Origin of the sequence: Pseudomonas sp. PS02290, from assembly GCF_029960075.1 — a bacterium.
In the GTDB taxonomy this organism is placed as follows: Bacteria; Pseudomonadota; Gammaproteobacteria; order Pseudomonadales; family Pseudomonadaceae; genus Aquipseudomonas.
The window spans coordinates 70,186-92,188 of the sequence record NZ_JASCOY010000008.1 but is presented as its reverse complement, the minus strand read 5'-3'; the positions used below and the strand labels follow the sequence as shown (position 1 = coordinate 92,188).

The 22,003-nt window shown below is 60.8% G+C and carries 17 protein-coding genes; all 17 read left to right on the top strand.

The annotated features are described in order from the left end of the window. The first annotated feature begins 112 nt into the window (after positions 1 to 112). The 17 genes from mtnA (at position 113) to fabF (ending at position 22,001) form a co-directional block, all read left to right on the top strand. Positions 113 to 1,189 (top strand): S-methyl-5-thioribose-1-phosphate isomerase, encoded by a 1,077-nt coding sequence (mtnA, locus tag QMX88_RS06670; protein WP_282367513.1) that lies wholly within the window; start codon positions 113 to 115, stop codon positions 1,187 to 1,189. 305 nt (positions 1,190 to 1,494) lie between these two features. Beyond that, entirely contained in the window at positions 1,495 to 4,290 is a 2,796-nt protein-coding gene (gene gyrA, locus QMX88_RS06665; RefSeq protein ID WP_282367511.1) for a DNA gyrase subunit A, read from the top strand. Between the two features lie 259 nt (positions 4,291 to 4,549). Beyond that, the gene (gene serC / locus QMX88_RS06660; protein WP_282367509.1) at positions 4,550 to 5,635 is read left to right on the top strand and encodes a 3-phosphoserine/phosphohydroxythreonine transaminase; all 1,086 of its coding nucleotides are present in this window, start codon (positions 4,550 to 4,552) and stop codon (positions 5,633 to 5,635) included. Next, complete coding sequence (gene pheA / locus QMX88_RS06655; RefSeq protein WP_192172818.1) at positions 5,635 to 6,729, top strand: prephenate dehydratase; 1,095 nt, start codon at positions 5,635 to 5,637, stop codon at positions 6,727 to 6,729. The genes serC and pheA overlap by 1 nt, the downstream gene beginning before the upstream one ends. A gap of 54 nt (positions 6,730 to 6,783) precedes the next feature. After that, a complete protein-coding gene (gene hisC, locus QMX88_RS06650) occupies positions 6,784 to 7,896 on the top strand; it encodes a histidinol-phosphate transaminase (RefSeq protein WP_282367506.1) in 1,113 nt (370 codons plus the stop codon). A gap of 28 nt (positions 7,897 to 7,924) precedes the next feature. Continuing rightward, entirely contained in the window at positions 7,925 to 10,132 is a 2,208-nt protein-coding gene (locus QMX88_RS06645) for a bifunctional prephenate dehydrogenase/3-phosphoshikimate 1-carboxyvinyltransferase (protein WP_282367608.1), read from the top strand. Beyond that, a complete protein-coding gene (gene cmk, locus QMX88_RS06640) occupies positions 10,129 to 10,818 on the top strand; it encodes a (d)CMP kinase (protein WP_282367504.1) in 690 nt (229 codons plus the stop codon). Before QMX88_RS06645 ends, cmk begins: the two co-directional genes overlap by 4 nt. Positions 10,819 to 10,939: 121 nt before the next feature. Continuing rightward, the gene (gene rpsA / locus QMX88_RS06635; RefSeq protein ID WP_065992985.1) at positions 10,940 to 12,631 is read left to right on the top strand and encodes a 30S ribosomal protein S1; all 1,692 of its coding nucleotides are present in this window, start codon (positions 10,940 to 10,942) and stop codon (positions 12,629 to 12,631) included. A 201-nt stretch (positions 12,632 to 12,832) separates the two neighbouring features. Continuing rightward, on the top strand, positions 12,833 to 13,132 hold the full coding sequence (ihfB, locus tag QMX88_RS06630) for an integration host factor subunit beta (RefSeq protein ID WP_037011901.1): 300 nt from the start codon (positions 12,833 to 12,835) through the stop codon (positions 13,130 to 13,132). Positions 13,133 to 13,149: 17 nt separating this feature from the next. Then, the gene (locus tag QMX88_RS06625; protein ID WP_192172815.1) at positions 13,150 to 13,389 is read left to right on the top strand and encodes a lipopolysaccharide assembly protein LapA domain-containing protein; all 240 of its coding nucleotides are present in this window, start codon (positions 13,150 to 13,152) and stop codon (positions 13,387 to 13,389) included. Positions 13,390 to 13,585: 196 nt separating this feature from the next. Further along, positions 13,586 to 14,959: a phosphomannomutase gene (locus QMX88_RS06620; protein ID WP_282367493.1), complete on the top strand. Its 1,374-nt coding sequence runs from the start codon at positions 13,586 to 13,588 to the stop codon at positions 14,957 to 14,959. A 123-nt stretch (positions 14,960 to 15,082) separates the two neighbouring features. Then, the gene (locus QMX88_RS06615; RefSeq protein ID WP_282367491.1) at positions 15,083 to 16,051 is read left to right on the top strand and encodes a UDP-glucose 4-epimerase family protein; all 969 of its coding nucleotides are present in this window, start codon (positions 15,083 to 15,085) and stop codon (positions 16,049 to 16,051) included. Then, the gene (locus QMX88_RS06610; RefSeq protein WP_192172812.1) at positions 16,048 to 17,064 is read left to right on the top strand and encodes an MraY family glycosyltransferase; all 1,017 of its coding nucleotides are present in this window, start codon (positions 16,048 to 16,050) and stop codon (positions 17,062 to 17,064) included. The genes QMX88_RS06615 and QMX88_RS06610 overlap by 4 nt, the downstream gene beginning before the upstream one ends. Positions 17,065 to 17,173: 109 nt before the next feature. Further along, a complete protein-coding gene (locus QMX88_RS06605; RefSeq protein ID WP_407073233.1) occupies positions 17,174 to 19,168 on the top strand; it encodes a polysaccharide biosynthesis protein in 1,995 nt (664 codons plus the stop codon). A gap of 198 nt (positions 19,169 to 19,366) precedes the next feature. Next, positions 19,367 to 19,711, top strand: a complete 345-nt coding sequence (locus QMX88_RS06600) for a ComEA family DNA-binding protein (protein ID WP_192172811.1) — start codon at positions 19,367 to 19,369, stop codon at positions 19,709 to 19,711. A 171-nt stretch (positions 19,712 to 19,882) separates the two neighbouring features. After that, entirely contained in the window at positions 19,883 to 20,686 is an 804-nt protein-coding gene (locus QMX88_RS06595) for an SDR family NAD(P)-dependent oxidoreductase (protein ID WP_282367487.1), read from the top strand. A 40-nt stretch (positions 20,687 to 20,726) separates the two neighbouring features. Further along, positions 20,727 to 22,001 (top strand): beta-ketoacyl-ACP synthase II, encoded by a 1,275-nt coding sequence (gene fabF / locus QMX88_RS06590; RefSeq protein WP_282367485.1) that lies wholly within the window; start codon positions 20,727 to 20,729, stop codon positions 21,999 to 22,001. Positions 22,002 to 22,003: the final 2 nt, after the last annotated feature.

The window sequence follows — 22,003 nt, the reverse complement described above, 5'->3', positions numbered from 1 at the left end:
TCTTCGCAGGCGGCTCGCTATAATCGGCGGCTTTTTAAGGTGCTGGCGATTTGCTTCTTTGCACCGTCGCTGTGGCGGCAGCTTTTCAAAAATTCATCAAGTGGGGTGTGCAATGCGCGATCGATTACTGGCTGCGGAGAAGGTAAAGGCCATCGATTGGCGGGACGGCACGTTGCATCTGCTGGATCAGCGGGTCCTGCCCTTCGAAGAAACCTGGCATCCCTACACCACAGCTGAAGGCGTGGCCGAAGCCATTCGCACGATGGTTGTGCGCGGCGCGCCAGCCATCGGTATCAGTGCGGCCTACGGCATCGTATTGGCGGTCATTGATCGTCTGGCCGAAGGCGGCGACTGGCAAATGGCCCTGGAAGAAGACTTCGACCTGCTGGCCAACTCCCGGCCCACGGCGGTCAACCTGTTCTGGGCGCTGAATCGCATGCGCGAACGCCTGTATCGCCTGAAGGATCATGAAGATCCGCTGAAGGCCATGGAAGCCGAAGCCGTGGCCATTCACTTGAGCGACCGCGAAGCCAATCTGACCATGGCGCAACTGGGTGCCGAGCTGATCCGCAAGCACCAGGGCAATCTGCAGACCGTGCTGACCCATTGCAACACCGGCGCGCTGGCCACTGGCGGCTTTGGTACCGCGCTCGGCGTCATCCGCGCGGCACATCTGGAAGGCATGATCGAACGCGTCTACGCCGACGAAACCCGTCCCTGGCTGCAGGGCTCCCGTCTGACCGCGTGGGAATTGGTCAACGAAGGCATTCCGGTCACCCTCAATGCCGACTCCGCGGCCGCGCACCTGATGAAAACCAAAGGCATCACCTGGGTCATCGTCGGCGCCGACCGCATCACCGCCAACGGCGACGTCGCCAACAAGATCGGCACTTACCAGTTGGCGGTGGCGGCGATGCACCACGGCGTGCGCTTCATGGTCGTGGCGCCGAGCTCGACCATCGACATGAACCTTGCCAGTGGCGACGACATTCCCATCGAAGAGCGCGACGGCCGTGAATTGCTTGAAGTCGGCGGCAAGCGCGTGGGTGCCGACGTCGACGCCTTCAACCCTGTGTTCGATGTGACGCCCGCCGATCTGATCGACGCCATCGTCACCGAGAAGGGCATCGTCGAACGCCCCGACACGACCAAAATGGCCCTGTTGATGTGCCGCAAACGCCTGCATTGATCACCCCGCAGCCGATAATGCCATTCGTCGCCAAACGCGCTATCGGGCTCTGTGAGCGCGTATCAGGCGTCTGCTGGCGAAATGGCGTGTTCACGGCGCCTGCAAAGACTTCGTGCCTGACGGCGATTGTGGTACCATCCGGCGCTTTCCAAAGGGGCGCATGGCGACCCTTATGACTGCGCACATTCATGGCATAACTCGCTGATTTGTCGTAAGTCGTTGCCTGACAATCGTCGGCAGCGGCAAGCCTTGTTCATCCCGGATGGCTGAGCGAGGTTTCACCAGAAAAAGGAATCAGGCTTCTCATGGGCGAACTGGCCAAAGAAATCCTCCCGGTCAATATCGAAGACGAGCTGAAGCAGTCCTACCTCGACTACGCGATGAGCGTCATCGTCGGACGAGCTCTGCCCGATGCGCGCGACGGCTTGAAGCCCGTGCACCGGCGGGTACTGTTCGCGATGAGCGAACTGGGTAACGACTGGAACAAGCCGTACAAGAAATCCGCCCGTGTGGTCGGTGACGTCATCGGTAAGTACCACCCGCATGGCGACACCGCGGTCTACGACACCATCGTTCGTATGGCCCAACCCTTTTCCCTGCGCTACCTGCTGGTAGACGGCCAGGGCAACTTCGGTTCGGTGGACGGCGACAACGCCGCTGCCATGCGATACACCGAAGTGCGCATGACCAAGCTGGCCCATGAGCTGCTGGCCGACCTGCACAAGGAAACCGTGGACTGGGTGCCGAACTACGACGGCACCGAACAGATTCCTGCGGTCATGCCGACCCGTATTCCCAACCTGCTGGTCAACGGCTCGAGCGGCATCGCTGTGGGCATGGCGACCAACATTCCGCCGCACAACCTCGGTGAAGTCATCGACGGCTGTCTGGCGCTCATCGACAACGGCGACCTTACCGTCGACGAGTTGATGCAGTACATCCCCGGCCCCGACTTTCCGACTGCCGCGATCATCAACGGTCGTGCCGGCATCGTCGAAGCCTACAAGACCGGCCGTGGCCGCATCTATATGCGCGCCCGCTCCATCGTCGAAGACATCGACAAGGTCGGTGGTCGCCAGCAGATCGTCATCACCGAACTGCCGTACCAGCTGAACAAGGCCCGTCTGATCGAGAAGATCGCCGAGCTGGTCAAAGAGAAGAAGCTCGAAGGCATCACCGAGCTGCGCGACGAGTCCGACAAGGACGGCATGCGCGTGGTCATCGAGCTGCGTCGCGGCGAAGTGCCTGAGGTCATCCTCAACAATCTCTACGCCCAGACCCAGCTGCAAAGCGTCTTCGGCATCAACATCGTTGCGCTGATCGACGGCCGCCCACGCATCCTGAACCTCAAGGACCTGCTGGAAGCCTTCATTCGTCACCGTCGCGAAGTCGTTACCCGCCGCACCGTGTTCGAACTGCGCAAGGCCCGCGAGCGGGGTCACATCCTCGAAGGTCAGGCCGTTGCCCTGTCGAACATCGACCCGGTCATCGCCCTCATCAAAGCCTCGCCGACCCCGGCTGAAGCCAAAGAAGGCCTGATCAGCACGCCGTGGGAATCCAGCGCCGTGGTCGAGATGGTCGAGCGCGCAGGCGCCGAATCGTCCCGCCCGGAAAACCTCGATCCTCAGTACGGCATGCGTGACGGCAAGTATTTCCTGTCGCCGGAACAGGCTCAGGCGATCCTTGAGCTGCGTCTGCACCGCCTGACCGGTCTGGAACACGAGAAGCTGCTGACCGAGTACCAGGAAATCCTGACTCAGATCGGCGAGCTGCTGCGCATCCTCAACAGCGCCACGCGCCTGATGGAAGTCATCCGCGAAGAGCTGGAGCTGATCCGCGCCGAATACGGCGATGTGCGTCGCACCGAGATCCTTGATGCGCGCCTGGACCTGACCCTCGGCGACATGATCCCCGAAGAAGAGCGCGTCGTGACCATCTCCCACGGTGGCTACGCCAAGACTCAACCGCTGGCCGTTTATCAGGCCCAGCGTCGCGGCGGCAAAGGCAAGTCGGCCACCGGCGTCAAGGATGAGGACTACATCGCTCACCTGCTGGTCGCCAACAGCCACACCACGCTGCTGATGTTCTCCAGCAAGGGCAAGGTGTACTGGCTCAAGACCTACGAGATCCCGGAAGCGTCCCGCGCTGCCCGTGGTCGTCCGTTGGTCAACCTGTTGCCGCTGAGCGAAGGCGAATACATCACCACCATGCTACCGGTCGACCTCGAAGCCATGCGCAAGCGGGCTGACGAAGAAGAAGCCGAAGGCGTGGACACCGACGCCGAAGACCTCGAGAACAGCAACGAGACCGAAGAAGAGCGCAAGGCGCGCATCAAGGCCGCCGACAAGAAGAAGGCGCCGTTCATCTTCATGTCGACCGCCAACGGTACCGTCAAGAAGACCCCGCTGGTGGCGTTCAGTCGTCAACGCAGCGTCGGTTTGATCGCGCTTGAGCTGGACGAAGGCGACATCCTGATTTCCGCCGCCGTCACCGATGGCGAGCAGGAAATCATGCTGTTCTCCGACGGCGGCAAGGTCACCCGCTTCAAGGAATCCGAAGTGCGCGCCATGGGCCGTACGGCTCGCGGTGTGCGCGGCATGCGTCTGCCTGAAGGGCAGAAGCTGATTTCGATGCTGATTCCGGAGCAGGGCAGCCAGATCCTTACAGCTTCCGAGCGTGGCTACGGCAAGCGCACGGCGATCACTGAGTTCCCCGAGTACAAGCGTGGCGGTCAGGGCGTCATCGCCATGGTCAGCAACGAGCGTAACGGCCGTCTGGTCGGCGCGGTCCAGGTGCAGGACGGCGAGGAGATCATGCTGATTTCCGACCAGGGCACGCTGGTGCGTACCCGCGTTGGCGAAGTATCGAGTCTGGGCCGTAACACTCAGGGCGTGACCCTGATCAAACTGGCCAAGGACGAGAAACTGGTCGGTCTGGAGCGCGTGCAGGAGCCATCGGAAGTTGAGGGCGAAGAGCTGGAAGGCGAAGCGTTCAAGGGCGAAGAGGTTGATGGCGACGTGATTGGCGCCGTTGACACCGACGAGTCCGCTGACGATGTGCAGGCGGATCCCGCGGCTGACGAAGAAGAGCCGCAGGAATAACGCTTAGAGGGGGGCTGGTGATCCGGCCCCCTCCTTAGAATCGTGGGACGCATTCTGTCAGACAGATCGCTTTCGCGACCGTCGCAAACTCCGATTGCTCCTACAGTCGATCTCAGCGCCCGACCAGGGAACGTCTGTAGGAGCAATCGGAGGTAACGACGGTCGCGATGCGGATCTTCTGACACAATACAGTCCCTGTTTCGCACTTCCCCGCATTTCACCCGTTCCAAATTAATTCAGTGACACGACGAGAGTGGATATGAGCAAGCGAGCCTTTAACTTCTGCGCAGGTCCTGCCGCGCTCCCTGAAGCTGTTCTGCTGCGCGCCCAGGCCGAACTCCTGGACTGGCACGGCAAAGGCCTGTCCGTCATGGAAATGAGCCATCGCAGCGACGAGTTCGTCTCCATCGCCACCAAGGCGGAGCAGGATTTTCGCGATCTGCTGTCTGTCCCCTCCAATTACAAAGTGCTGTTTCTTCAAGGTGGCGGCAGTCAGCAATTCGCTCAGGTTCCGTTGAACCTGCTGCCGGAAAACGGCAGGGCCGACTACATCGACACCGGCATCTGGTCGCAGAAAGCCATTGAAGAAGCATCGCGCTACGGCAACATCAATGTCGCCGCCAGCGCCAAACCCTCCGATTACTTCGCCATTCCCGGCCAGAGCGAGTGGAAGCTGTCGAAAGACGCGGCCTACGTTCACTACGTGCCCAACGAGACCATTGGCGGTCTGCAATTCAACTGGATTCCGGATACCGGTGACGTGCCGCTGGTCGCCGACATGTCCTCGGACATCCTCTCGCGCCCTGTCGACGTCTCGCGTTTCGGCATGATCTTCGCCGGTGCCCAGAAGAACATCGGCCCGAGTGGCATCGTCGTGGCGATCATTCGCGAAGACCTGCTGGGTCACGCACGCGCGCTCTGCCCGACGATGCTCAATTACAAGGTCGCGGCCGACAACGGCTCCATGTACAACACGCCACCAACGCTGGCCTGGTACCTGTCCGGTCTGGTCTTCGAATGGCTGAAAGAGCAGGGCGGCGTCGAGGCCATGGCCAAGCGCAATGGACTCAAGCAACGCACGCTGTACGACTTCATCGACGCCAGCGGTCTGTACAGCAACCCGATCAACCCCTCCGACCGCTCGTGGATGAACGTGCCGTTCCGTCTGGCCGATGATCGCCTGGACAAGCCGTTCCTCGCGGGTGCCGAAGCGCGCAACCTGCTCAACCTCAAAGGCCACCGTTCTGTCGGCGGCATGCGCGCGTCCATCTACAATGCCATCGACCTCAGTGCGGTCAACGCCCTGACCGCGTACATGGCAGAGTTCGAGAAGGAACACGGCTAATGTCTGAACAAGAGCTCAAGGCACTGCGGGTCCGCATCGACAGCCTGGACGAAAAGGTTCTGGAACTGATCAGCGAGCGCGCCCGCTGCGCCCAGGAAGTGGCGCGGGTCAAGATGGCTGAACTGCCGGCAGGCGAAGAGCCGGTGTTCTATCGGCCCGAGCGTGAAGCGGCGGTGCTCAAGCGCGTCATGGAGCGTAACCGTGGCCCGCTGAGCAACGAAGAGATGGCGCGGCTGTTCCGCGAAATCATGTCCTCGTGCCTGGCGCTGGAGCAGCCGCTCAAGGTCGCGTATCTCGGCCCTGAGGGCACCTTCACTCAAGCCGCTGCGCTGAAGCATTTCGGCCACGCCGTGATCAGCAAGCCCATGGCAGCGATCGACGAAGTGTTCCGTGAAGTGGTCGCCGGTGCGGTCAACTTCGGCGTGGTCCCGGTGGAGAACTCCACCGAAGGTGCGGTCAACCACACTCTGGACAGCTTCCTTGAGCACGACATGGTCATCTGTGGCGAAGTCGAGCTGCGCATTCACCATCATCTGCTGGTGGGCGAGAACACCAAGACCGACAGCATCAGCCGCATCTACTCCCACGCCCAGTCCCTGGCGCAATGCCGCAAGTGGCTGGACGCACATTACCCGAACGTCGAACGCGTCGCCGTGGCCAGCAACGCCGAAGCGGCCAAGCGGGTCAAGGGTGAGTGGAACTCGGCGGCGATCGCCGGTGATATGGCGGCGGGCCTTTATGGCTTGACGCGGATTGCCGAGAAGATCGAGGACCGTCCGGACAACTCCACGCGCTTCCTCATGATCGGCAATCAGGAAGTGCCGCCGACCGGCGACGACAAGACGTCGATCATCGTCTCGATGAGCAACAAGCCGGGCGCGCTGCATGAGCTGCTGGTGCCTTTCCACCAGAACGGCATCGACCTGACGCGCATCGAAACGCGTCCCTCGCGAAGCGGTAAATGGACCTACGTGTTCTTCATCGATTTCGTTGGCCACCACCGCGACCCGCTGATCAAGGCCGTTCTCGAGCAGATCAGTCAGGAAGCCGTGGCGCTCAAGGTGTTGGGTTCCTATCCGAAAGCAGTGCTTTGATCCTGCGTCCGGACTTGCAGCCCCACGGGTTTTTCTGAAGAGGTAAAGCGGTACATGAGCGGCGACTTCCTCGCGCTGGCACAGCCCGGCGTGCAAAAACTATCGCCTTACGTTCCCGGCAAACCGGTGGACGAACTGGCGCGTGAACTGGATATCGATCCGGCGCGCATCATCAAGCTGGCGAGCAACGAAAACCCCATGGGCGCCAGCCCCAAGGCGTTGCAGGCGATCAAAGACGCACTGGCGGAGTTGACCCGCTACCCTGACGGCAACGGTTTCGAGCTCAAGCAGCGCTTGTCGCAAGCCTGTGGCGTGCAGCCCGAGCAAGTGACGCTGGGCAACGGCTCCAACGACATTCTGGAAATTGTCGCCCGTGCCTACCTGGCGCCGGGGCTCAATGCGGTATTCAGCGAACACGCGTTTGCGATCTATCCGATCGTCACCCAGGCCGTGGGCGCCACCGCCCACGTCGCCAGGGCGAAAGAGTGGGGTCACGACCTGCCGGCCATGCTCGCCGCAATCGACAGCAACACCCGGGTCGTCTTCATCGCCAACCCGAACAACCCCACCGGGACCTGGTTCGGACCGGGCGCCCTGGCTGACTTCCTCGCGCAGGTGCCCGACAACGTGTTGGTCGTGCTGGACGAGGCCTACATTGAATACGCCGAGGGCGCTGACCTGCCTGACGGCCTCGACTTCTTGAGCGATTACCCGAACCTGCTGGTGTCGCGTACGTTCTCCAAGGCCTATGGCCTGGCCTCTTTGCGCGTTGGTTATGCCCTGTCCTCGCCGGTCGTGGCCGACGTGCTGAACCGCGTGCGTCAGCCATTCAACGTCAACAGCCTCGCACTGGCCGCTGCGTGCGCCGCGCTGGACGACGTTGACTATGTTGCGCATAGCCGTCAGTTGAATGAAGCCGGCATGCAGCAGCTGGAAGCAGGGCTTGGTCAGATGGGCCTAAGCTGGATTCCTTCCAAAGCCAATTTCATTGCCGTTGACCTGGGCCGCGAAGCCGCTTCGGTCTATCAAGGATTGCTGCGCGAAGGCGTGATCGTTCGCCCGATCGGCGGTTACGGCATGCACGATCACCTGCGGGTGAGCATTGGTCTGCCGGCCGAGAACAGTCGTTTCCTCGAGGCGTTGAGCAAGGTTCTGGCGCGTGGTTGATGTCACGTCGCCGCAACCCGCTGCGCCTGTGATCGGCCGCCTGGTGGTGGTCGGTCTCGGATTGATCGGTGGTTCGTTCGCCAAAGGGTTGAAGGAAAGTGGCCTGTGCCGCGAAGTCGTGGGTGTCGATCTCGACCCGCAATCGCGCACGCTGGCCGTCGAACTGGGCGTGGTCAATCGCTGTGAAGACAATCTCGCGGCCGCCTGCGTGGGGGCTGACGTCATTCAGTTGGCCGTGCCGATCCTGGCCATGGAAAAGCTCCTCGGCGTACTGGCGGGCCTGGACCTGGGCAATGCCGTGCTGACCGATGTCGGCAGCGCCAAAGGCAACGTGGTCCGCGCTGCCCGCGAAGCATTTGGCGTGATGCCGGCGCGCTTCGTGCCGGGTCACCCGATTGCCGGCTCCGAGCAGAGCGGGGTGGAAGCCTCCAACGCTGAGCTGTTCAAACGGCACAAAGTCATTCTCACTCCTCTGGCGGAAACCGATCCGTCGGCGCTGGCTCTGGTCGACCGTCTCTGGTCGGCTCTGGGCGCAGACGTCGAGCACATGCAGGTCGAGCGCCACGATGAAGTGCTGGCGGCGACCAGTCATCTCCCGCACCTCCTGGCGTTCGGTCTGGTGGACTCGCTGGCCAAGCGCAACGAAAACCTCGACATCTTCCGTTATGCGGCGGGCGGTTTCCGCGACTTCACGCGCATCGCCGGCAGTGATCCGGTGATGTGGCATGACATCTTCCTGGCGAACCGCGAGGCCGTGCTGCGCACCCTCGACACCTTCCGCAGTGATCTCGATGCGCTGCGCGACGCCGTGGATGCAGGCGATGGCCACCAGTTGCTCGGTGTGTTCACCCGGGCTCGCGTCGCCCGGGAGCATTTCGGCAAGATCCTCGCCCGTCGCGCCTACGTTGAAAAAGCAGCGTGCGCCGACCTGACGTTTATTGCCCAGCCGGGCGGCGTTGTCCGGGGGCGGGTCCGCGTGCCGGGTGACAAGTCGATTTCTCACCGGGCGATCATGCTCGGGTCACTGGCCCAAGGCACCAGCGTCGTCGAAGGCTTTCTCGAAAGTGAGGACGCGCTGGCGACGCTGCAGGCATTCCGCGACATGGGCGTAGTCATCGAAGGGCCGCACCACGGTCGCCTCACCATTCACGGCGTCGGTCTCAACGGGCTTCAACCGGCGCCGGGGCCGCTTTATCTGGGTAACTCGGGCACGTCGATGCGCCTGCTCTGTGGCCTGTTGGCCGCGCAGCGATTCGACAGCGTGCTGACCGGCGATGCCTCGCTGTCGCGGCGCTCGATGACCAGCGTCGTTGAGCCGCTGCGCCAGATGGGCGCCGTGATTGAAACCGCAGAGGACGGCCGGCCGCCGCTGACCCTTCGCGGCGGGCAGGGTCTTCAGGCCATCCGCTACGACATGCCGTTGCCCAGCGCTCAGGTGAAATCCGCGCTGTTGCTCGCCGGTCTCTACGCAAATGGCACAACGATGGTGCATGAGCCCGCGCCGACCCGGGACCACACCGAGCGCATGCTGCAAGGCTTAGGTCATTCGGTTGCCGTTCATGACGCGACAGTGGCGCTGCATTCAGGGGTTGAGCTCAAGGCCGCACCCATCGAAGTGCCCGGCGACATGTCCTCTGCGGCGTTCTTTATGGTGGCAGCGTCCATCGCTGAAGGCTCCGACCTGATTCTGGAAGGCGTGGGTGTCAACCCGACGCGCTCCGGCGTTATTGATGTCCTGCGTCTGATGGGCGCGGACATCACGCTGCACAACCCGCGCGATGCGGGCGGCGAGCCGGTGGCTGATCTGCACGTGCGCCCTGCGCGCCTCATGGGTATCGCCGTTCCGCGGACGCTAGTGTCTCTGGCGTTCGACGAGCTTCCAGCACTCTTTATTGCCGCCGCGTGCGTGGAAGGGCGAACAGTGTTTAACGGTGTCCAAGGCTCACGCGTCAGGGAATCCGGCCGTCTTGAGGCCATGGCCGACGGTCTGGCGACGCTCGGTATAAACGTTGAATCCACCGCAGATGGCATCATTATTGATGGTGGAACCGTTGGCGGTGGTGAAATCAATGCGCAGGGTGATCACCGTATCGCCATGGCATTCAGTATCGCGTCGTTGCGCGCGGCCAGTCCGATCCGCATCCGGGACTGCGCCAATGTGGCGACTTCATTTCCCAGTTTCCTGACGCTGTGTGCTCAGGTGGGTATTCGTGTAACGCAAGAGGGGCAATCGTGAAAGTTCAAGCTCCGGTCATTACGATCGACGGACCCAGCGGTTCCGGGAAGGGCACGGTGGCCGGCAAGCTGGCCAAACGTCTGGGCTGGTCCCTGCTGGATTCCGGCGCGCTGTATCGGCTGCTGGCCTTCGCCGCGGTCAATCATGGCGTCGATCTGACCAATGAAGAAGCATTAAAGCTGCTGGCTGCGCATCTGGACGTGCAGTTCATGGCAGCGACCGACGACCACGGTCAGCGCATTATCCTGGAAGGGGAGGACGTCACGTCAGCCATCCGCAATGAGCATGTCGGCAGTGGCGCGTCGCAGGTGGCCTCGTTGCCGGCTGTTCGCGAAGCACTGCTGCAGCGCCAGCGGGCTTTTCAGGAGTTTCCGGGCCTGATCGCCGACGGCCGCGACATGGGCACGGTGGTCTTTCCCGGCGCGCCACTGAAGATTTTTCTGACGGCCAGCGTCGACGAGCGTGCCCGTCGGCGATATTTGCAGTTGAAGGCCAAGGGTGACGATGTTAGTCTGCCGAGTCTGCTAGATGAGATCCGTGTCCGCGACGAGCGCGACACCCAGCGAGCGGTAGCCCCGCTCAAGCCGGCGCATGACGCCATTCAGCTGGATTCCACCGAATTGTCCATCGAGCAGGTGCTTGAACGCATCCTGAGTGAAGTCGCACTCCGCGATATCGCCGGATGACCAGAAAGCCATGTGGGAGACCAGTCATAGTCCCGCAGGCTTTCTTTCATATGAACGAAACCCACGTTGTCTGGAGCGTGGCAGATGGGCGTATTCTTCGCCCTTATCAACAGGAATTAAAATGAGCGAAAGCTTTGCTGAACTTTTCGAAGAAAGCCTAAAGACTCTTAACCTTCAGGCCGGTTCGATCATCACCGCGATCATCGTCGATATCGATTACCAGGCTGGTTGGGTCACCGTTCACGCTGGTCTGAAGTCTGAAGGCCTCATCCCGCTGGAGCAGTTCCACAACGATGCTGGCGAGCTGACCATCAAGATTGGCGATGAAGTCCACGTTGCGCTGGACGCGGTCGAAGACGGCTTTGGCGAAACCAAGCTGTCCCGCGAAAAAGCCAAGCGTGCTGAGTGCTGGATCGTTCTGGAAGCGGCTTTCGCAGCTGAGGAAGTGGTCAAGGGCGTTATCAACGGTAAGGTTAAAGGCGGCTTCACAGTCGACGTTAACGGCATCCGTGCGTTCCTGCCAGGTTCTCTGGTTGACGTCCGTCCAGTGCGCGACACCACGCACCTGGAAGGCAAAGAGCTGGAATTCAAGGTCATCAAGCTGGACCAGAAGCGCAACAACGTTGTCGTTTCCCGTCGCAGTGTCCTGGAAGCCGAAAACAGCGCCGAGCGCGAAGCTCTGCTGGAATCGCTGCAGGAAGGCCAACAGGTCAAGGGTATCGTCAAGAACCTCACCGATTACGGCGCATTCGTCGATCTGGGTGGCGTCGATGGCCTGCTGCACATCACCGACATGGCCTGGAAGCGCATCAAGCATCCATCGGAAATCGTCAACGTTGGCGATGAGATCGATGTAAAGGTTCTGAAATACGATCGCGAGCGCAATCGTGTTTCCCTGGGTCTGAAGCAACTGGGTGAAGATCCATGGGTTGCTATCAAGGCTCGTTACCCGGAAGGCACTCGCGTTACCGCGCGTGTTACCAACCTGACCGACTACGGCTGCTTCGCAGAGCTGGAAGAAGGCGTGGAAGGCTTGGTACACGTTTCGGAAATGGACTGGACCAACAAGAACATCCACCCGTCTAAAGTCGTTCAGGTTGGCGACGAAGTGGAAGTCATGGTTCTGGACATCGACGAAGAGCGTCGTCGTATCTCCCTGGGCATCAAACAGTGCAAATCTAACCCGTGGGAAGATTTCTCTGGCCAGTTCAACAAGGGCGACAAGATCTCCGGCACCATCAAGTCGATCACCGATTTCGGTATCTTCATTGGTCTGGACGGCGGCATCGACGGCCTGGTTCACCTGTCCGACATCTCCTGGAACGAAGTGGGCGAAGAAGCCGTACGTCGTTTCAAGAAAGGCGACGAGCTTGACACCGTGATCCTGTCGGTTGATCCAGAGCGTGAGCGCATCTCGCTCGGTATCAAGCAGCTGGAAAGCGATCCGTTCTCCGAGTACGTCACTGTCAATGACAAAGGCGCTATCGTCCGCGGTATCGTTAAAGAAGTTGACGCCAAAGGCGCCATCATCACTCTGGCCGACGACATCGAAGCGACCCTCAAAGCCTCCGAAATCAGCCGTGACCGCGTTGAAGACGCGCGTAACGTTCTGAAAGAAGGCGAAGAGATCGAAGCCAAGATCATCAGCGTTGACCGCAAGAGCCGCGTGATCAGCTTGTCCATCAAGTCGAAAGACGTTGAAGACGAGAAAGAAGCGATTCAGAGCCTGCGTAGCAAGCCTGAAACCGCTGAAAGCACTGGTCCTACCACTCTGGGTGACCTGCTGCGTGCTCAAATGGAAAAACAGAACTGAGTTCTGTCTGACCATTGAAAAAGGGCGACTTCGGTCGCCCTTTTTTGTGGGCGGGTGTTTTTGCGCTGTGTTCGGCCAATGCCTGGTGAGGATCTTCAATCTCCACTCATTTAAGTCTGGACATACTCTGTTCAAATCCTTCTGGTCATGCTAAAACCTTCAAAGCGCTTTACCTAGCTGCTTGAAAAAGAAGGGAAAAATATGACGAAGTCGGAGTTGATCGAACGAATTGTCACCCATCAAGGACTGCTCTCATCCAAGGATGTGGAGTTGGCCATCAAGACCATGCTCGAGCAGATGTCGCAGTGCCTGGCGACGGGCGACCGTATTGAAATACGCGGCTTCGGCAGCTTTTCCCTGCACTATCGCGCACCTCGCGTCGGCCGCAATCCGAAGACAGGTCAGTCTGTCAGCCTCGACGGCAAGTTCGTACCTCACTTCAAACCAGGCAAAGAGCTCCGCGACCGGGTGAACGAAGAAGAGGAGCATGAGCTCCAATAGCTCTTTGAGGAGTTCTCATGCGAAATGTGAAGCGTCTGATCTTTCTGGCTATCGCCCTGTTGATCGCAGCGGTGATTGTCGTATTTGTGCTGGAAAACCAGCAGAACGTCGCCCTGGTGTTCTTTGGCTGGAACGCACCCGAGCTGCCGGTCGCCGTGCCGGTGATCTTTGCATTGCTGGTGGGCATGTTGATTGGCCCCCTGTTGGTTTCAGTTGCGCGTCTGCGCAGGAAACCCAAGGCGTCACGTCTACCCTGATAGAATCCCCGCGCGCCAGACACCTCGACGCTTGCGTTGAAGATAATTACAAGCGCACCTATAACTAATCTCCTTTTTCAATGCCTAACCCACGCCTCAAGCTTTCAGGCGCGAGGGTTGCGTGCAGTTCATCATTCGAGCTGCTTCTACTGAACAGAGGAACCTTCGGGTTTTTTCGTCGCATAGGTTTTTACACATGAATTCCGACTATCCCGCTCTTCAGACTCGCTGCTTCAAGGCCTACGACATCCGTGGTCAGGTGCCCAATGACCTTGACGATGACATTGCATACCGCATCGGCCGGTCCATGGTGGTTGAACTGGGTGCCAAAAATATCGTAGTGGGCCGAGACATGCGTCTTGAAAGCCCGGCCTTGGCTCAGGCGTTGATCAAGGGCATTCAGGAAGCCGGCGCGGATGTCATCGACATCGGCCTGTGCGGCACCGAAGAAGTCTACTTCGCCACCAGCCACTACGATGCAGACGGCGGCGTGATGGTCACGGCCAGTCATAACCCGAAGGGTTATAACGGCATGAAACTGGTGCAGAAATCGTCACGTCCCATTAGTGGTGATACAGGCCTTGATGCCATTCGCCAGCGCGTGGATGCGGGCGACTTCGGTCAAGTGGCCGCTCAGCACGGCAGCGTCCAGTCCAAGCCGGACAAGACCGCCTACATCGAGCATCTGCTGACCTACGTCAAAGGTGCCGACCTTCGTCCATTGAAGATCCTCGCCGATCCGGGCAATGGCGCTGTCGGTCCTGCACTGGACGCGATCCGCTCCCAGCTGCCGTTCGAGTGGGTGATCATCAACGCCGAGCCGGATGGCAACTTCCCGAACGGCGTGCCGAACCCGCTGCTGCCGGAAAACCGCAGCATCACCCGCGACGCGCTGCTCAAGCACGGCTGCGATCTGGGCCTGGCGTGGGACGGCGATTTCGACCGCTGCTTCTTCTTTGACGAGCAAGGCCGTTTCGTCGAGGGCTACTACCTGGTGGGCCTGCTGGCTGAAATGCTGCTCAAGCAACACCCGGGTTCGAAAATCATTCACGACCCGCGCCTGACCTGGAACACCATCGATCAGGTCAAGCAGGCGGGCGGTACGCCAGTGCTGTGCAAAACCGGTCACGCGTTCATCAAGGAGCGCATGCGCCTGGAAGACGCCGTGTATGGCGGCGAAATGAGTGCTCACCACTACTTCCGCGATTTTGCCTACTGCGACAGCGGCATGATCCCGTGGCTGTTGGTCGCCGCGCTGATGTCGGTGTCCGGCAAGAAGTTCTCGCAACTGGTTGATGAACGCATGGCGGCCTACCCGTGCAGCGGCGAAATCAACTACAAGGTCGACGACGTCAAATCCATCATCGCCAAGATCCTGGAACACTACACGCCGTCTTGCTCGAACATCGACAGAACCGACGGCATCAGCCTTGAGTTCGCCGAATGGCGTTTCAACCTGCGCGGCTCCAACACCGAGCCGCTGCTGCGTCTGAACGTCGAGAGCCGTCGTGATCCAGCCCTTGTAGAAGTCAAGGTCAAAGAGATCGAAGCGCTGATCAACGGCAAGTGATGCACCGGGCGCGCGGTCCCTCTTGCTGATTGGCGGGGCCGCACGCCAATCGTCTACAATGGCGCCGCTGTTTCGCAGCGGCCGTCATGATGGACGGCGAATTCTTATGTGCATGGATCGGATATGACCAGAAAAATCCTGGTAACAGGCAGTTCGGGATTTTTGGGAACAGCGCTGGTTGACCACCTTGCACACCTGCCCGACGCGCACATTTTCGCGGTCAGCAGACGGGCGACGCCCCATTCTTCTCCAAACGTGACGACGGCCAGTGTTGCCGGGCTGACTGCCGACACCCCATGGCAGGAAGTTCTGCACGGCGTCGATACGGTCATTCACGCCGCAGCGCGGGTGCATGTCATGCACGACACCGCGGCCGATCCGCTTTCGCTGTACCGGGAGGTCAACACCCTCGGCACGCTGAATCTGGCTGAGCAGGCCGCCGCCGCAGGCGTCCGGCGTTTCATCTTCATCAGCACGATCAAGGTCAACGGTGAGTCCACCGCGCGGGGCGACTGCTTTCGTCCGGACGACGCGCCCAATCCGAGCGACCCCTACGCCATCTCCAAGCACGAAGCGGAACAAGGCCTTCTGGCCCTGGCCACGACCTCGGCAATGGAAGTGGTGATCATCCGCCCGGTGCTGGTTTACGGCCCCGGCGTCAAAGCCAACTTCCTGCAACTGATGCGCACGTTGCGCAAAGGCGTGCCGCTGCCGCTGGGCGCGGTGAACAATGCGCGTAGCCTGGTCTCGCTGGACAACCTGACCGACCTGATCCGCGTCTGCATCGATCATCCTGCCGCCGCGAATCAGGTCTTTCTGGTCAGCGATGGCCAGGACCTCTCCACGACCGAACTGGCCAGCCGCCTCAAGGCGCAGATGGGGGCATCGGGTTGGCTCATTCCCGTACCCGAATCCCTTATCATGCTCGGCGCCACACTGTTGGGTCGCAAATCGGCGGCCGAGCGTGTGCTGGGTTCGCTGCGCGTGGACATCAGCAAAACCCGCGAGCGGTTGCAGTGGCAGCCGCCGGTGTCGGTAGAGGACGGCCTCAAGAAGACCGTCGAGCATTTTCTGGTGACGGATCGAGCATGAATTATTGGTGGGTCGCGGTTGCGGTTGTCGTGTTTTCGTTTGCGCTGACGCATGTATTGCGACGCTATGCGCTGCACAAAAGCTTGCTTGATATCCCGAACGGTAGAAGCTCCCACACCCTTCCCACGCCACGGGGCGGCGGCGTGGCGATTGTCATCAGTTATCTGGTCGCGCTGGTCTGGATGCTATGGGCGGGGCTGATGGGCCGCGACCTGTTCCTGGCCATGTTCGGCGCGGGCGCGTTGATCGCGGCGCTGGGGTTTCTCGACGATCACGGCCATATCGCCGCGCGATGGCGCCTGCTGGGGCATTTTTTCGCAGCGGCGTGGGCGTTGTTCTGGCTGGGGGGGCTTCCGGCAATCAGCGTGTTCGGCATGACCCTCGATCCGGGCTTGATCGTTAATGTGCTGACGGCGTTCTACCTGGTGTGGCTGCTCAATCTGTATAACTTCATGGACGGCATCGACGGCATCGCCAGCGTAGAGGCAATCTGTGTCTGCGTTGGCGCTGCGATCATCTACGCCCTGAGCGGCGTTGCCACTCTGGTGTGGCTGCCGATCCTGTTGGCGTGCGCCGTCGCGGGGTTTCTGTTCTGGAATTTTCCTCCGGCGAAGATCTTCATGGGCGACGCCGGCAGCGGATTCCTCGGCATTATGCTCGGTTGTCTGTCACTGCAGGGGGCGTGGATTTCCTCGCAGTTCTTGTGGGTATGGCTTATTCTCCTCGGGGTTTTCATCGTAGACGCTACAGTAACCCTCATCCGTCGGCTCGTTCGGGGCGACAAGGTCTATGAGGCGCACAGAAGTCACGCTTACCAATTCGCCTCGCGACGGTTTGGCAAGCACCTTCCGGTGACGTCCGCAGTCGGTGTAATCAATCTGTGCTGGCTGTTGCCGGTCGCTGTGTGTGTCGCCCGTTTCGGGCTGGATGGCGCACTCGGCGTGATCATTGCTTACGCTCCATTGCTCGCTCTGGCAGTCATCTTTAAAGCAGGGGCGCTTGAAAAGGGCTGAGCCCGGACATTGGCGCTGATGCTGTTGATCCGATTCCCCTGTGGGGCAGGAATCAATGGCCGGTGCAGGGGTCGACTGAAAGGAGTTTGAACGCGTGCTTGAGGGGATGATGGGAAAAATACGCACTTCGCTGCTGGCGTTGCCTCGCCGGCACAAGCGGATCATGCAGGTCGCCGCAGACGTCTGTCTGATCTGGTTCGCGTTGTGGATGGCGTTTGTCGTCCGCCTGGGCATCGATGAACTCATCAACCCTTTGGAAATCCATACCTGGCTGTTCGCAAGCGCGCCTGTGGTCGCGATCCCGTTGTTCATTCGTTTCGGCATGTACCGCGCGGTGATGCGCTATTTCGGCAACGACGCGCTGATCGCGATCATCAAAGCCGTCAGCCTGTCGGCCCTGATTCTCGGGGTCGTGGTCTATCTCTACAGCAACCACCAGCATGTGGTGCCGCGATCGGTGATGTTCAATTACTGGTGGCTGAGCATGGTCATGATCGGTGGCTTGCGCCTGGCGATGCGTCAGTATTTTCTCGGTGACTGGTTTTCCGCCGCTCGCCATGTGCCCTTTGCAACCCGCGACGATGGCCTGCCAAAAGTCGCCATCTACGGTGCCGGCGCGGCAGGTAACCAATTGGTCGCTGCACTGCGCATGGGCCGGTCGATGCGTCCGGTAGCGTTCATCGACGACGACGACTCGATCTCCAACCGGGTCATTTCCGGGCTGCTGGTCTATAAGCCCAAGCACATTCAGCAGATGATCGACGTCACCGGCGCCCAGGAAATCCTGCTGGCGATTCCGTCGTCGGCACGAGCCCGTCGCCGGGAAATCCTCGGCTTCCTGGAAGGCTTCCCGCTGCATGTTCGCAGCGTACCGAATTTCTCTGATCTGGCGGCTGGTCGAGTGAAGGTTGACGATCTCCAGGAAGTCGACATCGCCGACCTGCTCGGGCGCGACGCCGTGCCTGCGCAAGAGGAACTGCTCGAACACTGCATCAAGAACCAGTGCGTACTGGTCACCGGGGCCGGGGGGTCGATCGGCTCGGAGCTGTGCCGGCAGATCCTGCTGTTGAAGCCGACCACGCTGTTGCTGCTCGATCACAGCGAATTCAACCTGTACACGATTCTTACCGAGCTGGAGCGGCGGGTGGCCCGCGAGTCGCTCAAGGTCAAACTGCTGCCGATCCTGGGCTCCATCCGCAATCACGCCAAGCTGCTGGATGTGATGAAGACCTGGCAGGTCAACACCGTGTACCACGCGGCGGCCTACAAGCATGTGCCGATGGTCGAGCACAACATCGCCGAAGGCGTGCTCAACAACGTGGTCGGTACGCTTAACGCGGCCCAAGCGGCGCTGCAGGCGGGCGTGGCCAACTTCGTGCTGATTTCCACCGACAAGGCCGTGCGTCCGACCAATGTGATGGGCAGCACCAAGCGCCTGGCCGAGCTGACGTTGCAGGCACTGAGCCGGGAAACCGCGCCGGTCATGTTCGGCGACCGCTCCAATGTGCATCAGGTCAACAAGACGCGATTCATTATGGTGCGGTTCGGCAACGTACTGGGTTCATCCGGCTCGGTGATTCCGCTGTTCCATCAGCAGATCAAATCCGGTGGCCCGCTGACGGTGACGCACCCGAAAATCACCCGCTACTTCATGACCATCCCGGAAGCGGCGCAGTTGGTGATCCAGGCCGGCTCCATGGGGCAGGGCGGCGACGTGTTCGTGCTCGATATGGGCGAGCCGGTGCGCATCATCGAGCTGGCCGAGAAGATGGTGCACCTGTCGGGCCTGAGCATCCGCTCGGAGCACAATCCCCAGGGCGACATTGCCATTGAGTTCACCGGTCTGCGGCCTGGCGAGAAGCTCTATGAGGAGCTGTTGATCGGCAACAACGTGGCGGCGACTCGCCACCCGATGATCATGAGCGCGCAGGAAGACTTTCTGTCGTGGGACGTCTTCAAGCAGAGCCTCTCGCAGCTGCTCAAGGCACTGGACGACGACGATTACACCCGCGTTCGGCAGATCCTCGGCGACACCGTCGCTGGCTATGCGCCAGAGGGCGATATCGTCGACTGGATTCATCAGCAGCGTCGCCGGGAACCGTAGACGCTCGCGTTCCGGAAACCTTTTCTTACGCAGCGACATGGGGCACTGCAACCGGCGCGAGGCCCGGCGGTACGGGGCCTGCGAGTCGATACATATCCGGTCACCGATCCCTGCGTTGACGGTCTGTCGCCATCGGCTAGGTTTGGGAAGCAGCTCAGGAATGCTGCTTCCACTTACGATGCCCATGGAGCATGACTCATGCGTACTTCTTATCTGTCCTCCCTGATCTTCGCGCTGCTGGCGGGTACGTCCCTCGCTGTGACTGCCGCGCCTTCTGCCACCCCTGCCGTCACCCCGGCAGACGCCACCCAACCTGCCATTTCCGCGCCAGCGGGTGCACAGGGCTCAAAGGTTAATCTTAACGCCGCGAGTGCGGAAACCCTTCAGAAAGAGCTGTCCGGGATTGGCGCAGCCAAAGCCAACGCCATCGTTGCTTACCGTGAAGAACACGGCGGATTCACGGCCGTGGATGAGTTGATCGAAGTGAAGGGCATCGGCAAGGCGCTGCTGGACAAGAACCGCGACAAGCTGGCAATTGACTGAGACCCCATGAGCCCAAGGCCGATCTTTTGATCGGCCTTTTTTATGCCCTTCATGACTCCAGGCGCACCGTTTACCCACCAACATAGAAAAATGTCGACCGACATATTATTTTTTAAATTACGGGCGTAATATCCCTCCGCAGCTACGCTCACTTTCCCACGGAGAACGTTCATGACTACTCAGACTCAAGGCAAAGCTGTCATCACCGGCGCGTCGTCGGGCATTGGCTTCACCTATGCGGACCGCCTGGCGCAGCGCGGATTTGATCTGCTGCTGGTGGCCCGTGACCAGTCGCGACTGGAAGCACTGGCGACGGATCTGCGCGCAAAACATTCGATCAATGTCGAGGTGATCAAAGCCGACTTGACCCGGCCCGCTGATGTCAGCGTCCTCGAGCAGCGTCTGCGCTCGGACGCATTGATCACGCTGCTGGTGAACAACGCCGGGGTTGCGCTGAGCACGCCCCTCGCCGAATCGGATCTGGGCGAAGTGGACCGTCTGATTCAACTCAACATCGTTGCGCTGACCCATCTGGCGTCCGCCGCAGCCGCCGGTTTTGCGGCGCGCGGTACCGGCGCGATCATCAATATTGCGTCGGTGGTGCCACTGTTGCCGGAGCGCTTCAACGCGGTGTACGCCGCCAGCAAGGCGTACGTGTTGAGCCTGACCCAGTCGCTCGCTGCCGAGATGAGCGAAAAGGGCGTGCAGGTTCAAGCCGTGCTGCCCGGCGCCACTCGCACTGAAATCTGGGAGCGCGCCGGTCTGGACATCAACGCCTTTCCGCCGGAAATGGTCATGGACGTCAACGAGATGGTCGACGCTTCGCTGGCCGGGTTCGATCAGAAAGAGCTGATCACCATTCCATCGTTGCCGGATGCCGCTGACTGGCAGGCCTTCACCCAGGCACGCCTGGCGCTGGGCCCGAATCTGTCGCTGCAGCACGCGGCGCAACGTTATAAAACGGCTGGCGCTTAACGGTGTCGGCGACTGCCAAAAATGAGGAAAAGGTGAACCCATGAGCGAGCGTCGCATCGTAGTGACGGGTATGGGGCTGGTGACGCCATTGGGCTCCGGCGTCGAAGCGGTATGGAAGCGATTGCTTGAAGGCCGCTCGGGCATTGTGCAGTTGCCTGAGCAGACGGTGGCTGACCTGGCAGGCAAGGTCGGCGGCCCGGTGCCGACCCTGGAGCAAGACCCTGAAGCCGGGTTCGACGCTGACGCCGCCGCGCCGCCCAAGGAGCAGAAGAAGATGGACCGCTTCATCCTGTTTGCCCTGGGCGCTGCGCAGCAGGCGGTCAAACAGGCAGGCTGGGCGCCATCGACTGAAGAGGAGCGGGAGCGTACTGCGACCATCATTGGCGCCGGCGTAGGTGGTTTTGGTGCCATCGCCGAGGCGGTTCTCATTACGGATACCCGTGGGCCGCGGCGGTTGTCGCCGTTCACCATTCCTTCGTTTCTGGTCAATCTGGCGGCCGGGCATGTGTCAATCCAGCACGGTTTCAAAGGCCCGCTGGGCGCGCCGGTGACGGCATGTGCGGCGGGCGTTCAGGCGATTGGCGATGCCGCGCGGCTGATCCGCAACGGGGAAGCGGATGTGGCCATCTGCGGTGGCGCCGAAGCCTGTATCGATCGCGTCGCCTTGGGTGGTTTCGCTGCCGCGCGGGCGCTTTCCAATGGCTTCAATGACACACCGGAGCGCGCCTCACGGCCCTTCGACCGTGACCGCGACGGCTTCGTCATGGGCGAGGGCGCGGGGATCATCGTCATCGAAACCCTGGAGCACGCACTCGCTCGCGGTGCAACGCCCATCGTTGAACTGGTCGGTTACGGCACCAGCGCGGACGCCTATCACCTGACGGCCGGGCCTGAAGATGGCAGTGGCGCGCGTCGGGCGATGCAGGCAGCGATTCGGCAGGCCGGCATTCAGCCCTCCGATGTCCAGCACGTCAACGCCCATGCCACGTCCACCCCGGTGGGCGACAAGGGTGAAATGGCGGCGATCAAAACGGTGTTCGGTGACCAGAATGGCGTCGCGGTGACGTCGACCAAATCAGCCACCGGGCACTTGCTCGGCGCGGCAGGCGGCATCGAGGCGATTTTCACGGCGTTGGCGATTCGCGATCAGATCGCGCCGATGACGCTGAATCTGGAGAACCCTGATGAGGCGGCGGCAGGCATCGACATCGTCCACGGCAAGGCACGCCCGATGGACATCGAGTACGCCCTGTCGAACGGGTTTGGCTTCGGCGGTGTGAACGCCAGCGTGCTGTTTCGTCGCTGGCATCCCTGAGC

What these genes read in the sequence shown, in the direction of transcription:
- mtnA (WP_282367513.1), top strand. Translation starts at nt 113, where the DNA reads ATGCGCGATCGATTACTGGCTGCGGAGAAGGTAAAGGCCATCGATTGG.
- gyrA (WP_282367511.1), top strand. Translation starts at nt 1,495, where the DNA reads ATGGGCGAACTGGCCAAAGAAATCCTCCCGGTCAATATCGAAGACGAG.
- serC (WP_282367509.1), top strand. Translation starts at nt 4,550, where the DNA reads ATGAGCAAGCGAGCCTTTAACTTCTGCGCAGGTCCTGCCGCGCTCCCT.
- pheA (WP_192172818.1), top strand. Translation starts at nt 5,635, where the DNA reads ATGTCTGAACAAGAGCTCAAGGCACTGCGGGTCCGCATCGACAGCCTG.
- hisC (WP_282367506.1), top strand. Translation starts at nt 6,784, where the DNA reads ATGAGCGGCGACTTCCTCGCGCTGGCACAGCCCGGCGTGCAAAAACTA.
- rpsA (WP_065992985.1), top strand. Translation starts at nt 10,940, where the DNA reads ATGAGCGAAAGCTTTGCTGAACTTTTCGAAGAAAGCCTAAAGACTCTT.
- ihfB (WP_037011901.1), top strand. Translation starts at nt 12,833, where the DNA reads ATGACGAAGTCGGAGTTGATCGAACGAATTGTCACCCATCAAGGACTG.
- QMX88_RS06625 (WP_192172815.1), top strand. Translation starts at nt 13,150, where the DNA reads ATGCGAAATGTGAAGCGTCTGATCTTTCTGGCTATCGCCCTGTTGATC.
- QMX88_RS06620 (WP_282367493.1), top strand. Translation starts at nt 13,586, where the DNA reads ATGAATTCCGACTATCCCGCTCTTCAGACTCGCTGCTTCAAGGCCTAC.
- QMX88_RS06615 (WP_282367491.1), top strand. Translation starts at nt 15,083, where the DNA reads ATGACCAGAAAAATCCTGGTAACAGGCAGTTCGGGATTTTTGGGAACA.
- QMX88_RS06610 (WP_192172812.1), top strand. Translation starts at nt 16,048, where the DNA reads ATGAATTATTGGTGGGTCGCGGTTGCGGTTGTCGTGTTTTCGTTTGCG.
- QMX88_RS06605 (WP_407073233.1), top strand. Translation starts at nt 17,174, where the DNA reads ATGGGAAAAATACGCACTTCGCTGCTGGCGTTGCCTCGCCGGCACAAG.
- QMX88_RS06600 (WP_192172811.1), top strand. Translation starts at nt 19,367, where the DNA reads ATGCGTACTTCTTATCTGTCCTCCCTGATCTTCGCGCTGCTGGCGGGT.
- QMX88_RS06595 (WP_282367487.1), top strand. Translation starts at nt 19,883, where the DNA reads ATGACTACTCAGACTCAAGGCAAAGCTGTCATCACCGGCGCGTCGTCG.
- fabF (WP_282367485.1), top strand. Translation starts at nt 20,727, where the DNA reads ATGAGCGAGCGTCGCATCGTAGTGACGGGTATGGGGCTGGTGACGCCA.